General features: G+C 62.6%; 15 protein-coding genes. 5 read left to right on the top strand and 10 right to left on the bottom strand.

All coding sequences use genetic code 11. The features are described from left to right. Window positions 1-55: 55 nt before the first annotated feature. Window positions 56-355: a hypothetical protein gene (locus tag ABIB57_RS03480; RefSeq protein WP_354038444.1), complete on the bottom strand. Its 300-nt coding sequence runs from the start codon at window positions 353-355 to the stop codon at window positions 56-58. 126 nt (window positions 356-481) lie between these two features. Here ABIB57_RS03480 and ABIB57_RS03485 point away from each other — a divergent pair, with 126 nt between their 5' ends. Both ABIB57_RS03485 and ABIB57_RS03490 read left to right on the top strand, forming a co-directional pair. Further along, complete coding sequence (locus tag ABIB57_RS03485; RefSeq protein WP_354038446.1) at window positions 482-2,551, top strand: S9 family peptidase; 2,070 nt, start codon at window positions 482-484, stop codon at window positions 2,549-2,551. Between the two features lie 239 nt (window positions 2,552-2,790). Further along, window positions 2,791-3,336, top strand: coding sequence for a response regulator (locus ABIB57_RS03490; protein WP_354038448.1), 546 nt, complete (start codon window positions 2,791-2,793; stop codon window positions 3,334-3,336). Between the two features lie 54 nt (window positions 3,337-3,390). Here ABIB57_RS03490 and ABIB57_RS03495 read toward each other — a convergent pair whose 3' ends face one another. Beyond that, entirely contained in the window at window positions 3,391-3,813 is a 423-nt protein-coding gene (locus ABIB57_RS03495; protein WP_354038450.1) for a VOC family protein, read from the bottom strand. Window positions 3,814-3,885: 72 nt separating this feature from the next. Here ABIB57_RS03495 and ABIB57_RS03500 point away from each other — a divergent pair, with 72 nt between their 5' ends. Further along, a complete protein-coding gene (locus tag ABIB57_RS03500) occupies window positions 3,886-4,581 on the top strand; it encodes a helix-turn-helix transcriptional regulator (RefSeq protein WP_354038452.1) in 696 nt (231 codons plus the stop codon). Here ABIB57_RS03500 and ABIB57_RS03505 read toward each other — a convergent pair whose 3' ends face one another. Continuing rightward, complete coding sequence (locus tag ABIB57_RS03505) at window positions 4,582-5,133, bottom strand: hypothetical protein (RefSeq protein ID WP_354038454.1); 552 nt, start codon at window positions 5,131-5,133, stop codon at window positions 4,582-4,584. Window positions 5,134-5,135: 2 nt separating this feature from the next. Further along, window positions 5,136-6,644, bottom strand: a complete 1,509-nt coding sequence (locus ABIB57_RS03510; protein ID WP_354038456.1) for a helicase HerA-like domain-containing protein — start codon at window positions 6,642-6,644, stop codon at window positions 5,136-5,138. A gap of 154 nt (window positions 6,645-6,798) precedes the next feature. On the opposite strand from ABIB57_RS03510, the gene ABIB57_RS03515 reads away from it, so the two are divergent. Beyond that, a complete protein-coding gene (locus ABIB57_RS03515) occupies window positions 6,799-8,145 on the top strand; it encodes a TIGR03808 family TAT-translocated repetitive protein (RefSeq protein ID WP_354038458.1) in 1,347 nt (448 codons plus the stop codon). A gap of 18 nt (window positions 8,146-8,163) precedes the next feature. On the opposite strand, the gene ABIB57_RS03520 is transcribed toward ABIB57_RS03515, so the two are convergent. From ABIB57_RS03520 to ABIB57_RS03535, 4 genes are all read right to left on the bottom strand, one after another. Beyond that, on the bottom strand, window positions 8,164-9,198 hold the full coding sequence (locus tag ABIB57_RS03520) for a GSU2403 family nucleotidyltransferase fold protein (protein WP_354038459.1): 1,035 nt from the start codon (window positions 9,196-9,198) through the stop codon (window positions 8,164-8,166). 110 nt (window positions 9,199-9,308) lie between these two features. Then, window positions 9,309-10,313, bottom strand: a complete 1,005-nt coding sequence (locus ABIB57_RS03525; RefSeq protein ID WP_354038461.1) for an asparaginase — start codon at window positions 10,311-10,313, stop codon at window positions 9,309-9,311. Between the two features lie 194 nt (window positions 10,314-10,507). Then, entirely contained in the window at window positions 10,508-10,849 is a 342-nt protein-coding gene (locus tag ABIB57_RS03530; protein ID WP_354038463.1) for an SH3 domain-containing protein, read from the bottom strand. Between the two features lie 124 nt (window positions 10,850-10,973). After that, window positions 10,974-11,396 (bottom strand): hypothetical protein, encoded by a 423-nt coding sequence (locus tag ABIB57_RS03535; protein WP_354038464.1) that lies wholly within the window; start codon window positions 11,394-11,396, stop codon window positions 10,974-10,976. 219 nt (window positions 11,397-11,615) lie between these two features. On the opposite strand from ABIB57_RS03535, the gene ABIB57_RS03540 reads away from it, so the two are divergent. Next, on the top strand, window positions 11,616-12,473 hold the full coding sequence (locus tag ABIB57_RS03540; protein ID WP_354038466.1) for an NAD-dependent epimerase/dehydratase family protein: 858 nt from the start codon (window positions 11,616-11,618) through the stop codon (window positions 12,471-12,473). On the opposite strand, the gene ABIB57_RS03545 is transcribed toward ABIB57_RS03540, so the two are convergent. Beyond that, the gene (locus ABIB57_RS03545; RefSeq protein WP_354038467.1) at window positions 12,470-12,880 is read right to left on the bottom strand and encodes a type II toxin-antitoxin system VapC family toxin; all 411 of its coding nucleotides are present in this window, start codon (window positions 12,878-12,880) and stop codon (window positions 12,470-12,472) included. The two genes, ABIB57_RS03540 and ABIB57_RS03545, sit on opposite strands and share 4 nt — an antisense overlap. Then, the gene (locus tag ABIB57_RS03550; RefSeq protein ID WP_354038468.1) at window positions 12,877-13,149 is read right to left on the bottom strand and encodes a type II toxin-antitoxin system Phd/YefM family antitoxin; all 273 of its coding nucleotides are present in this window, start codon (window positions 13,147-13,149) and stop codon (window positions 12,877-12,879) included. The genes ABIB57_RS03545 and ABIB57_RS03550 overlap by 4 nt, the downstream gene beginning before the upstream one ends. Window positions 13,150-13,155 lie beyond the last annotated feature (6 nt).

Raw genomic sequence — 13,155 nt, forward strand, 5'->3', positions numbered from 1 at the left:
CCGGTGTCCACCGTTCGATGCTCATCGTCACAACAGGGCAACAGTTCTGCCGGTCCTAGCGCGGAAATCCCTGCTTGCGGAATTCTGCCTGCATGCGGGGTTTGATCACCGCGACCATATAGGCGATGCCGAACAGTGCCACCAATGCGCCCATGATGGCCCCACCGGTCAGGCCACCCAGCGGCACCAGATAGAAGATAGCGACGCCCGCAACCACTAGCGTGACAAACAGCCCGAGCAACACCATCGGTCGCCGCGATACCTCGCGCTGGGTCTTGATCACCAGCGCCTTGGCCTCGGCATAAGGCAGCGCGTCAAGTTCGGGAAAATTGCGCATAGGGTCCCAGGATCGCATCGCGTTCTCCGTGTTCGGTAGTGCTATTTGCCACGCTCGACCATGCTTTGCCAGCCGGCCGGGTAGCATTCTCCCGCCTGTCCGCTTACATCTGCGCCAACATTGCCTCCTGACTGGACCCAGCACATGACCAATCCCCCCATCGCGGCCCGCAAGCCGCATTCCGCCACGCACCACAATATCGTCCGCGAGGACCCGTATGATTGGCTGCGCGCAGAAAACTGGCAGGAAGTGATGCAGTCCCCCGAGACGCTGGACGGCGAAATCCGCGCTTATCTCGATGCCGAGAACACCTATTTCGAGGAGCATTTCGGCAAGCCTACCCAGGCGCTGCAGGACGCGATCTACAAGGAAATTCGCGGCCGCATCAAAGAGGACGATAGCGGCATTCCTAGCAATGACGGGCCGTTCGCCTATAATTCTCGCATGCTCGAGGGCAAGCAATACGCCCAAGTCGTGCGCACGCCGCGCGATGGCGGACCGGAAACCGTGCTGCTGGACTGCAATATCGAAGCGGGCGAGGGCTATTTTGGCTTTGCCGGCGCCGAGCACGACCGCAGCCACCGCTACCTAGCCTGGGCCGCCGATCGCGCTGGCTCGGAATATTACGACATCATCATCCGTGACCTGGAAACCGGCAAGGACAGCGAGGAAGTCATTGCCGAAACCGCCGGCTCCTATGTGTGGACCAACGATTCCTCGGCGATCTACTACACTGAGTACGACGACAACCACCGCCCGTTCCGCGTCAAGCTGCACATTATCGGCACGCCGCAGGACGATGACGCGATTATCTTCGAGGAAAGCGATCCCGGCTTTTTCGTCGGCGTGGGCCGTACCCTCAGCGACAAGTTCATCGTGATCGACGCGCACGACCACCAGACTTCGGAATCCTGGCTTATCGATGCCGAAACCGGCGGCGCGCCCCGCCTCGTCGCGCCGCGTCTCACCGATCGCGAATACGATATCGATGAGCGCGACGGCGTGCTGTTCATCCGCACCAATGCCGATGGCGCCGAGGACTTCAAGGTCGTCACGGCCCCTGTCGCCACGCCGGGCGCCGAGCACTGGACCGATCTTGTCCCGCATCAGCAGGGCGTGCTGATCCTCGATACCGTGGTCATCAAGAACCACCTGCTCCGCCTCGAACGCTATGAGGGACTGCCCCGCATCATCGTGCACGACCTGCGCACCAATGCTGAGCAGACCGTGAACTTCGACGAGGAGGCATATTCCCTGGGCATGTCGGTCGGCTACGAGTTCGATACCTCGGTGTTCCGCCTGACCTATTCCTCGCCGACCACCCCGTCACGCACCTATGATGTCGATCTCGAGACCGGCACCCGCACCCTGCTCAAGGAGCAGGAAGTGCCCTCCGGCCACAACCCGGACGACTATGTCACGCGCCGGCTCTTCGCCACCGCGGCCGACGGCGAGCAGGTCCCCGTCACCGTGCTCTACCGCAAGGGCACGCCGCTCGACGGTACCGCACCGGCCCTGCTCTACGGCTACGGCGCCTATGGCATGTCGATGCCCGCCGCGTTCTCGATTTCGGCACTGTCGCTGGTCGATCGCGGCTTCATCCACGCCACCGCCCACATTCGCGGGGGCATGGAAAAGGGCTATCGCTGGTACGTGCAGGGCCGCCGCGAGCACAAGACCAATACCTTCATCGATTTCATCGCCTCGGCCGAAATGCTGATCGCCAAGAATTTCACGTCCAATGGCAAGATCGTCGCCCAAGGCGGCTCGGCCGGCGGCATGCTGATGGGCGCTATCGCCAATCTGCGCCCCGATCTCTGGGCCGGGATCATCGCCCAGGTGCCCTTCGTGGACGTGCTCAACACCATGCTCGACGAGACCCTGCCGCTAACCCCGCCCGAATGGCCCGAATGGGGCAATCCGCTGGCTTCCGCCGACGACTATGCCCGCATCGCCGCCTACGCGCCCTACGAGCAGGTCGCCGCTCAGGACTATCCGCCGATCTTCGCCTTGGCGGGCCTGACCGATCCACGCGTCACCTATTGGGAACCCGCTAAATGGGTTGCCAAGTTGCGCGCCACCCGCACCGGCGACGCGCCGCTTTACCTGCGCACCAATATGGGCGCCGGCCATGGCGGGGCCTCCGGCCGTTTCGACCGCCTCAAGGAAACCGCCATGTGCTTCGCCTTCGCCGTGGAGGTGGTCAAGGTCTGAGGCTTCTTCACCTCTCCCTTTGGGGGAGAGGTCGACCCTCTTGGGTCGGGTGAGGGGGCCTTCCGTAGGCACCGCACCCAGTAAAGGCCCCCTCACCCGTCGCTGCGCGCCGACCTCTCCCCCAAAGGGAGAGGTGAAGACTTCCCAGATATCCCCCGCTCGTTAGCCATTCCCCAATCTCGCCTCTTCTGCCCTGCCCTCGCCCATGGTAACCGATTGTTTACCATTGGGGGACATCGGTGCCTGACTCGCTGAAGACCGTCGCCGTCATCGCCGCAACGCCCGCGCTATCGTCCATCCTCACAATGGTGCTGGCCGGCGATGCACGGCTGCGCGTGCGCCAGTTCGATAGCGATCTGGCGCTGCTGGCCTATATGCGACTGGCCCCGGTCGATGTGCTGGTCTGCGATTTCGACCGCGAAGGCCGACCCGCCTATGAGATGGTCGAAGGCATTCGCCTCGATAACTCTATAGAGTCGCAGGACGTGCAGGTCATTGCCCTGACTCGCACCATCACCCCGCCGATGCGCCACCAGTCGATCAGCGCTGGCATCGATGAAGTGCTGATCAAGCCGATGTCGCCGCGCCACCTGCTGCAGCGTGTGCAGGCGCGCCTGCGCGCCCGCCCGGTCATCAGCACGCCGAGCGGTTATCGCGGCCCTGAGCGGCGCAACCGGGTTCCACCTCTGTTGCCACTGGTCCAGCAAGGCCGTCGCGCCTCGGACAATGTGGTGCAGCTGTTTCCCGACCGACGTAAGCCGAGACATCCTGGGCTGGAGCACTAGCTCCAGCAGGCAGAATGCGGCGCATCGATCATGCGCCGCCTCAATCACCGCCTATCAGGCTGCATAAGCGCTCTCGACGTCCAGCACCCAGGTCACGCCAAAACGATCCTTGAGCATGCCATAGAGCGGCGACCAGCCTGAGGGCGCCAGCGGTTGCACGATAGTCGCGCCGTCGACGAGTTTTCCCCAGTACGCCGTAATTTCGTCAGCGGCACTGCCGCGCACCGAGACGAAGAACGGGATTTCGCCCGGGTTCCACCCCATGCGCGACGGCACGTCATAGGCCATCACCCGGAAACCACTATCCGCGGCCAGCTGACCCCACATCACCTGATCGGCCTCGCCCGGGTCCTGGACCTGCGCGGCGTCCTTATAGGAGATCACCATCTGCTGCCCCCCGAACACGGACTGGTAGAAAGCCAGAGCAGCGCGGGCATCGCCCCGGAAATTCAAATGGGTCGTCGATTGAACGGTCATCACAGCTTCCTTTGTTTGAACTGATGGAGCTGTTATATCCGAGCCCAACTGCCAGTTTCCGACAGTTGAGTGATGGCCCGATCCGACCGACTTTTCCGACTGGTCCAGGCGATGCGCGTCATGCCCGCGCCGATCACCGCCGCGCGTCTGGCCGAGGAAACCGGCGTGTCGCTGCGCTCGCTCTACCGCGATATCGACAGCCTGCGCGCAGCCGGTGCCCGTATCGAGGGCGAGCGCGGCTATGGGTATCGGCTGATCGAGGACTATGCGCTGCCGCCGCAGACTTTCGATCGCGCCGAGATCGAGGCCATTGCGCTCGGCTTGGCCGAGGTTCAGCACATGGGCGATCCGGCTTTGGCGAAGGCCGCCATTTCGGTGCTGGCCAAGGTCGCCGCTACCTTGCCGGATGATCGCGAGCAGCACTTGTTCCATGCCATCTCGCAGGTCTATCGCCCCGATGCGCGCTACAGCCAAGCACGTGATCTGGACGCCATAAGGCAGGCCTGCTGGCAAGAGGAAGCCTTGGTGATCCGCTACGCCGACAAGGGCCACGCGGTCACCGAGCGCACCATCCTTCCCCTGGCGATCGTCTATACCGACCGGGCGCTGACCGTGCTGGCCTGGTGCTGCCTACGCGAGGCATTTCGGATGTTCCGCGTCGAACGCATCATCGATCTCAGCGCTGCAGGAACCAGCTTCCGCCCCCGACGAGCCGTGCTCCTGCGAACCTATCTTGCCGAATTGAGGGCGCGCGAAGCAGAGGCGTGACTACCGCTCGCCGATCAGCCGGCTGACCCGGCTCCACAGGTCCTCGATGGTATCGGCGAACTGTACCGAGCGCTCATATCCCGGCAGGCCATGGGACAGCACGTCCCCCGCATAGCCGCGCATGACCTCGAAGGCGCGATGGCGGTTGAGCATCACCACGGGCGCGGCCTTGCCCAGCGCCTTGCCGGCGCTCCAGGCGCCGAACAGCGCCGAAGCCGAGGCGAGCGAGCCCGGTAGCGCCACGAAGGCATCGGCCAGCGCCGCAACCCGCTGCATGCGCTCGGGCTGGTCGCCCACCACTTCAATGGCCACGTCGGCCAGGGCCGATGGCAGCACGATCGATTCATCGGCGATGATCTGCACCGCGCCGCCCGCCGCCCGCGCTGCGGTCAGCAGCGGCACCGGGATCATGCGATTTTCGGCGACGCAGACGATGCTGGCGCCATGGCGGGCGAAATACATGCCGGCCTGCGTCATGATGCTGGCGCGCTCGGCATCGCCCGGCCCCTTGTCCGAGGCAAAAACCGCCAATACCGGGCTGCTCATCGCCATGCTCAGCGACCGCGCTTCAGGCCGCCAAGGATGCCGCGCACCAGGGCGCTCCCCAGGCGATTTGCCATGGTGCGCGCCAGCGAATTCATCGCAGCTTCGGCCGGGCTCTGGCGGGTCGAGGCGCGGCGCGCGGGCGGGCGATCGTCATAGGTGCGTTCGGCGCGCTGGGTCTTGGCCGCCTTGGCCAGATCATCGTCCTGGCGCTGCTTTTCCTCGGCCAGCTGCTTGTCGCGCGTCTTGCGCGCCAGCACTTCGAACGCCGAGTCGCGGTCGACCACGGTGTCGTAGAGCCCCGCCACCGGCGAGTTGGCCATGATGGCGCGCCGCTCCTCGGGAAGGATCGGGCCAACCTGCGCCGATGGCGGCCGGATCAACGTGCGTCCGACCATCGAGGGAATGCCCTTGTCCTCCAGCACCGAAACCAGCGCCTCGCCGGTGGCCAATTGGGTGATGACCTCGGCGGTCGAGAATGCGGGATTGGGGCGGAAAGTATCGGCCGCCACCTTGACCGCCTTTTGCTCACGCGGCGTGTAAGCGCGCAGCGCGTGCTGCACGCGGTTGGAGAGCTGGGCCAACACGGCCTCGGGAATATCGACCGGGTTCTGGGTGACGAAGTAGACGCCGACGCCCTTGGAGCGCACCAGCTTGACCACCTGCTCGACTTTATCGACCAGCGCCTTGGGCGCGTCATCGAACAGCAGATGTGCCTCATCGAAGAAGAACACCAGCTTGGGTTTGTCCAGGTCGCCCACTTCGGGCAGCGCCTCGAACAGCTCCGACATCAGCCACAGCAGGAACGTCGCGTAGAGGCGCGGCGCACGCATCAATTCGTCCGCCGCCAGGATCGAGATGAAGCCCTTGCCATCGCGGTCGGTGCGCATCAGGTCGGCGATTTCCAGCGCCCGCTCGCCAAAGAAGTTTTCCGCGCCCTGCTGTTCCAGCACCAGCAGCGCCCGCTGCACCGAGCCGATCGAGGCGGTGGTGACATTGCCGTAACGCACCGAAACATCCTTGGCCCGCTCCTGGATATCCACCAGCAATGCGCGCAGATCCTTGAGGTCGAGCAGCAGCAGGCCCTCGTCGTCGGCCAGTTTGAAGGCGATGTTCAACACGCCTTCCTGGGTGTCGTTGAGCTGCAGAATCCGGCTGAGCAGCAGCGCGCCCATCTCTGAAATGGTGGCGCGGATCGGGTGCCCCTGGCGGCCGAACAGGTCCCAGAAAATCACCGGGAACACGTCGTCCTTGTAATCGTCGAAGCCGATGTCCTGCGCCCGCTGGGTCTGCCAGCCCTGCGCCTTGCCCATCTTGCTGACGCCCGACAGGTCGCCCTTGATATCGGCGGCAAACACAGGAACGCCGGCGGCCGAAAAGCCCTCGGCCAGCACCTGCAGCGTCACCGTCTTGCCAGTGCCGGTCGCCCCGGTGATCAGTCCATGGCGATTGCCATATTTCAGCGCCAGATATTCCGGCCGCGTGCTTTGTCCGAGGTAGATCTTGTCATCAAGCAGCATGGCCGGCGCCCCCGTCAAATCGTTCGCATGGCTTATAGCCGTTCGCGACGACGCGGGACAAGGCAGTGTGATGGCGACGCCCAATAATCCCTCTGCTTTACCATCCCGCCCCTCGCCTCTTCCCTCGCTGCAGACATCGCGGCACACTGCCGCCATGACACACCTGACCCGCCGCCGTTTCCTCGCCAGCCTCGGCGCCACCGGGGTTCTTGCACCGGCCCTCTCCCGTGCTGGCGACGCGCTCTATGCCGTCGATTTCGGCGTTGTCCCCGGCATTGCCGATGACCAGAGCAAATTCCTGCAGGACGCAATCCTGGCAGCTGCGGCGAGCGGGCAAAAGCTGGTCCTGCCGCCCGGCCCCATCTTCGTGGCCAATATCGCGTTCTCCGGTCGGCTCGCCATCGAGGGCACGCCCGGATCCACCCAGCTCACCGGCTGGAATGGCGGCTCGATCGGCGCGTTCACCAGTGTCAGTGACGCCAAGGTCGCCAATGTGATCTTCGCCGGTGGCACCCGCGACGCGGCGAACGGCTTGAGCGCCATCCTAGCGGTGGTGAGCAGCCGGTCTGTCAGCTTCACGCAGTGCAGCTTCTTCGATAGCCTGACTACCGGCCTCTTCATCACGGATTCGGCCGTCACCATTTCCGACTGCGATTTCCGCGGCCATGCCGACGCAGCCATCCATGCGCTGGACAATCGAGGCCTGCTGATAACCGGCAACCGCATCAGCGATTGCGGGAATGCCGGCATCCGCATCTGGCGCATTCAGAGTGGGCCGGATGGCTCGATCATTAGCGAAAACCGCATCTGGGACATCAAGGCCAATGACGGCGGCGACGGCCAAAACGGCAATGGCATCAACGTGTTCAAGGCCGACGAGGTCATCGTCAGCGACAATCACATCGCCGATTGTGCCTTCACCGCCGTGCGGCTCAACACCACCAACAACACGCATGTGAGCGGCAATACCTGCCTCAACTCGGGCGAAGTCGCGATCTTTTCCGAGTTCGCCTTTTCCGGCTCGGTCATTGCCAACAACATCGTTGATGGGGCCGCTGGCGGCATTTCGATGACCAATTACAACGAGGGCGGCCATCTCGCGATATGCACCGGCAATATCGTGCGCAACATCGCGCCCAAGTCACTGGTGAACCCAGATACGACGCCATTCGGCATCGCCGCCGAAGCCGAGGCGGCCGTCACCGGCAACACGGTCACGCGCGTTCCCGGCCCGGCTTTCGTTGCGGGTTACGGCCCCTATCTCAGCAACGTGCTGATCGCGAGCAATGTCATGTACGACATTTTGATCGGGATTGCCGTCAGCGTCGCCCCCGGCGCGGGCAACGCACAAATCGCCAACAACATGATCTTCGACCCTGAACACGCCGTCGTCGGCATGGCCTGGGCCGACATGGTGGAACCCGACCTCATCGCCAACGCCGCCAAATACCCCCTGCTGACGATCGCCAACAATACAGTAGGCGAAGTCCAGGGCGTGTAGCGGCTGGTTTGCGCTCGCCTATGCCGTGGCGAGCAGATGCTCGGCCGCTTTGGCGACTGTCTTGGGCAGCATCTTCAAATCCGCCATCTCGAACGGCAGATAGGTCAGGTATTGCCCGACGATACCACCAACGATCACCGCCTGATCCGCGTCTCGCCGCCGCTTGATCGGCTCGCGATCAACCCGCTGCGACACCCAGTGTTTATGCGCAGCGAACACGCGTGGATCGGCGGCGACTATCCGCAGCGGAAAGCCACGTTCATCGATGGCGATCGCTTCGAATACCGGGGCATTCTCCAGCCAAACCAAGCCTTCGATCTCCGAAGCGACTATGTCGGCGTCATCGCCCCCTAACGTCGTCCTATCCGGCTTCCAGGGTGGATTGCGCATCGGTTTGATCAGATCGACCATGTAACCTTCGGCGTTTTCCGCGCGGAAGGACTGAGCAGTCCAATGGAAGGTCTTGTCCACGCCTTGGAGCACGGCAAGCAGGGAAGGTTCCGAAATATCGTCGGAAATAACGAAACGCAGTCCCCCGCGGCTGTCGAACAACAGATCGATGTCACCGGTGGCGGTGATGCCAGCATCAACAACGACCCCAGCGGCCGCCTCATAGGCGTAGATGGCGTTCGTGCCTACGACCCGGATGCCAGCGCCCAATGCACCGATGTCGTCCAGCGCTCGCATGATCCGAGCGGTCGGCATCGGAACGCGCCCAAGCGCCAACGCGCGGTTTATCCCCGCCTGCCGGGCCAGCACCGCGTCTATCTCCTTGAAACGTGCCTTGGCTTCATCGCGACTGTTTTCGTACTCGCGTTTGAGCGTTTCAGTTTGCTCCGACCGCACGCCCAAGCCGCGTTGGCGGCGTAGACGGGATTTGTCATAGTAGCTGCGCAGAAGGTAATCGGACCCTTTTTTGGCCTGCCAGACCATGGACCCCCGTGTTTCCAGCAAGCGACGCCGCGCTGACGTCCAGGCGCTAAAGCGTTGCTGGGTATTGACGAATTCTCGCCGCTGATCGTTGTTGAACTCTTCTATCCCGCGAAGTTCCAACACTTGACCTAGTTTTACTGAATTACTGTTGGAACAGGATTGGCACAACTCGTTCGGCCTTTCCAACAGTTTCCAGCAAACCTCCGGATAACTGTTGGAACACTGCAAAATTAAACCGCGATGCGCGATTCCAGCATCCCCACATCGGCGCCGCGCACGCTGCGGATGATCTGGTTGGCAAATTTCTCAAGCACAGCCCGCTGCGCTTCGTCGGGATCGGCGATTGCCAGCAGCAGGCCGGCCAGCATGGCTTGCGAGGCGGCGGTGTTGCCGTCGTCGCATTTGATCGCATAGCCCCAGCCCTTGTCGCGGATGGCACCGCATTGCACGCCTTCGGCGCCGATTTTCTGCATCACGCGGCCGCCGAAGGCCTGCATGATCAGGGTGTCGGAATGGCCTGTGCCCGCCACGAGTTGCGGATGGCTTGTCGCCGCGTCAAACAGGCGCTGCGCCGCATTGGCATACTCGGCCGGCAGGCCCTTGCCCGTCGCCATGCGCGCAAAGCCATAGGCGAAGGCTCGCAGCGGCGCAGCGTAAGTGGGGATGGAGCAGCCATCGGTGCCGCATTTGCCTTCGGTCAGGTTCTCCCCGATCACGGTCTCGACTGCCGTGCGCACGGCGCGCTGCACCTCATGCTCGCGACCGACATAGCCGGCGGTGGGCACGCCCATGGCCAGCGCCACGCTCAGCATGCCGGAATGCTTGCCCGAACAATTGTTGTGCAGCGGGCTGGGCTCGCCGCCGCTTGCCCGCAAGGCCTCGCGCGCCGCCGCGTTGGTTGGCGCATGGGCGCCGCATTCCAGATCGGCCGCCGAAAGGCCCAGCCGGCTTAGCAGGCCAGACGCGACCGCCACATGGACGTCCTGCCCATGGTGGGATGAACAGGCCAGCGCCAGTTCCTCGGTGCTATGATGGAACTTGTCCTCAGCGTGACGCGCGAAAATCGGCAGTGCCTGCATGGATTTGATCGCCGAGCGCGGAAACACCGCCCGCTCGATATCTCCGGCGGCAGCGATGATGGTGCCGTCCGCATCGACCACCGCGAAAGCGCCGCGGAAGATATTCTCAACCCAGTTGCCGCGCGTTAGCTCGGCCAGGATGGGATTGGCGTCCATGATAAAAAAACTCCGGTCCAGGCTGTCTTGCGAACAGCACCAGACCGGAAAAGTCAACAAGACTTGGGAAGAGGCAGGCACGTGGCAGAACCCGTAGGGGTGGAAGTCCATCTACACGGACTTTGCGGATCGTGCGGCGAAGATCGCTTGATCCGGCAGATGGACCACCGCCCCGGCGGGGGCAGGCAGCAGGGTCAGATGTCCCAGTCGTCGCTTGCCAGGGTGAGGAATTTCGAATTGACCCAGCCCTTGAGCCCAGCACGATCGACCAGGCACCAATCGGCGCTATTGGCAACTTCGATGCAGCGATCGACCCAGACGTGGGTTTGTGCATCAAACGCGCCGACTTTCTGCGAATAGGCAGCGGGCCATTTGCGCACGTTCAGATGATCCCAGCCGGCGACGCCACTGACTTGGGCCAGCTGATCGACGCCATATCCGGCGGCCATTGCAGGCTGCACGGCAAAAGCGGCGGCGGCAGTGATAACCAGGCCGCAGAGCGTGGCGACCAAAACTTTTTCCTGATGCTTGTTCATGTCATGTCTCCCTCAGCGGCGTGGTGGTATCGATGATTGGAGTTTGCCGCACTCGCCTTGAACCCATGCTGAAATTGCTGTTCAGAAAGTGTTCATCTGGGGCGGCAAACTCTCCGATTGCCGCCTAGCGCATATCGCGGTCGTAGACGTAGAGGACGATGGAGTCATTGCCGCCAAAGCGCAGCGAGACAACGTCATTCTGGTCGAGGCCTTCCTCATCGAGAGCGCTCATCAGTGTGTAGTTGTGGGCGATCGGCCGGCGCAACGTGTTGACATTGCCGTCGATGAACAGCGAACCATAGGAGGCGTCGCTGAGCAGGGAATTCTCGTCGCAGATATGGATCACCATGACGGACTGGCCGTCGATAGCATCGATATCGTCGCGGTGAACGCTGCGAAAATGGCCCAGGCTCTCGATGCATTCGGTATGGCTGGTCTGCGACGGGGCTGCAGGATGGCGAGGCCGCACGATGGCAGCCGAGCTGGCGATCGTGGTGAAGGCCATGGTCAGGGTGGCGATGGCGGTGATAATTGCGAATTTTTGCATTTGAGGCTCCTCTGGTGGCGGCGCCCACTTGGAGCACCGGCCGGTTCTGGCGACCGCCTGGCCGCCCTTGATCGTCATAAAGCGCCCTCGGCATTGAACCCCTTCTGAGGGCGCCGTTCATAATTCGTTTACAGTTGAGCCGGGTTGGCAGCACTGCTATTCGAGCCTAAGCTGATGGGAAGGCACGTAGCCAAGTGCTTCAAAAAACTGGAGGAAACGATGGCCAAGGTTCTGGTGACGGGCGGCAGCGGCAAGCTTGGACGAGCGGTTCTGCGCGACCTCGTCGCCCATGGCTACGATGTTCTCAACATCGATCAGCAGGCTTTGCCCGAGCCGATCTGCAAAAGCGTCCGCGTCGATCTGACCGATTTTGGCCAGGTTGCCAGCACCATCCTGGGCGGCGTCGATGAGCGCGGCGGGCCGTTCGAGGCCGTCGTGCATCTGGCAGCGATTCCGGCGCCGGGCCTCGCCGCCAACGCCAAGACCTTCGCCAACAACGTGCCGACCACCTACAATGTGTTCGAGGCCAGCCGCCTCGCCGGCATCAAGAACATCGTCTTCGCCTCCAGCGAGACCGTACTCGGCCTACCGTTCGATACGCCGCCGCCCTACGCGCCGGTGGACGAGGAATACTTCCCCCGCCCCGAAAGCGCCTATTCGCTCGGCAAGCTGCTGGATGAAACGATGGCCGCCCAGTTCTGCCGCTGGGACCCGTCATTGCGCATTGTCGGCCTGCGCTTCTCCAATGTGATGAACCCCGAAGACTACGCCGCCTTCCCCAAATTCGATGCCGATCCGCGCGGCCGCAAGTGGAACCTGTGGGGCTATATCGATGCCCGCGACGGCGCCCAAGCCGTCCGCCGCTCGATCCAGGCCGATTTCACCGGCTTTGAGGCTTTCATCATCGCCAATGCCGATACGGTGATGAGCCGCTCCAACATGTCCCTGCTGGCCGAGGTGTTTCCCGGTGTACCCACCAAGGGCAATCTCACCCAGAACGGCACGCTGTTGAGCATCGAAAAAGCCAAGCGCATGCTGGGCTATTCGCCGCAGTATAGCTGGCGGAACGAGGTCTAGACGTCCCACGGGTTTAGGACAGGGACATCGAAATCCTCGAAATCCCGGACATTTCTAGTAAGCACCGTCAGGCCGTGCACAGACGCCGTAGCGGCTAATAACGCATCGGTCCCCGCTCGCGTCCGGCCTGAGGTAAGTTCACCCCATCGGTAAGCAATGTCGAGTGTGACCGCATGAATTCGCCCAGCGTTCACACGCTCGATCTCAGCAACCCACTCAGTAAGCTGAGTTCCGAACCTTGGATCAGCCTTTTGTTTGGCCAGGATGCCGCGCCGGATCTCACCAAGCGTGAGAACGCTAAGGTGAACTTTGCTTTGCTGCAGTCCGGCGACAAAGGCCTGAACCTTCGCATTGCCTGATTTGCGACGCGTTTCAGAAAGCACGTTGGTATCGAGAAGATAATTCATTCGTCGTCGAAAAGGCCGTCGATATCGCGCGGCAAGTCTTTCTGCCGGCTAAAATCGGGCATTTCACTATCGTCGAACTTAGGTCCCCCCAACAGCAGATCGATGATTGTACGCGGTCGCTCGCCAATGATCCGCTGATATTCTTCCATCGAAAGCACTACGGCCGTCTCCACTCCATGCCGAGTGATCGTCTGCGGTCCCTCATGCTGGGCTTTGTCGATCACTTCGCTGAAGTGGCTCTTTGCCTGCTGCACCTGCCAAGTGGTCATCGCACA

This window comes from Devosia sp. UYZn731, from assembly GCF_040546795.1.
Classification (GTDB): Bacteria; Pseudomonadota; Alphaproteobacteria; order Rhizobiales; family Devosiaceae; genus Devosia.

Bases quoted from the DNA above. Each gene is read 5' to 3' on its own strand.
- ABIB57_RS03550 (WP_354038468.1), bottom strand. From the start codon at position 13,149: ATGACCACTTGGCAGGTGCAGCAGGCAAAGAGCCACTTCAGCGAAGTG.
- ABIB57_RS03495 (WP_354038450.1), bottom strand. From the start codon at position 3,813: ATGACCGTTCAATCGACGACCCATTTGAATTTCCGGGGCGATGCCCGC.
- ABIB57_RS03540 (WP_354038466.1), top strand. From the start codon at position 11,616: ATGGCCAAGGTTCTGGTGACGGGCGGCAGCGGCAAGCTTGGACGAGCG.
- ABIB57_RS03485 (WP_354038446.1), top strand. From the start codon at position 482: ATGACCAATCCCCCCATCGCGGCCCGCAAGCCGCATTCCGCCACGCAC.
- ABIB57_RS03515 (WP_354038458.1), top strand. From the start codon at position 6,799: ATGACACACCTGACCCGCCGCCGTTTCCTCGCCAGCCTCGGCGCCACC.
- ABIB57_RS03480 (WP_354038444.1), bottom strand. From the start codon at position 355: ATGCGATCCTGGGACCCTATGCGCAATTTTCCCGAACTTGACGCGCTG.
- ABIB57_RS03545 (WP_354038467.1), bottom strand. From the start codon at position 12,880: ATGAATTATCTTCTCGATACCAACGTGCTTTCTGAAACGCGTCGCAAA.
- ABIB57_RS03510 (WP_354038456.1), bottom strand. From the start codon at position 6,644: ATGCTGCTTGATGACAAGATCTACCTCGGACAAAGCACGCGGCCGGAA.
- ABIB57_RS03505 (WP_354038454.1), bottom strand. From the start codon at position 5,133: ATGGCGATGAGCAGCCCGGTATTGGCGGTTTTTGCCTCGGACAAGGGG.
- ABIB57_RS03500 (WP_354038452.1), top strand. From the start codon at position 3,886: ATGGCCCGATCCGACCGACTTTTCCGACTGGTCCAGGCGATGCGCGTC.
- ABIB57_RS03525 (WP_354038461.1), bottom strand. From the start codon at position 10,313: ATGGACGCCAATCCCATCCTGGCCGAGCTAACGCGCGGCAACTGGGTT.
- ABIB57_RS03530 (WP_354038463.1), bottom strand. From the start codon at position 10,849: ATGAACAAGCATCAGGAAAAAGTTTTGGTCGCCACGCTCTGCGGCCTG.
- ABIB57_RS03535 (WP_354038464.1), bottom strand. From the start codon at position 11,396: ATGCAAAAATTCGCAATTATCACCGCCATCGCCACCCTGACCATGGCC.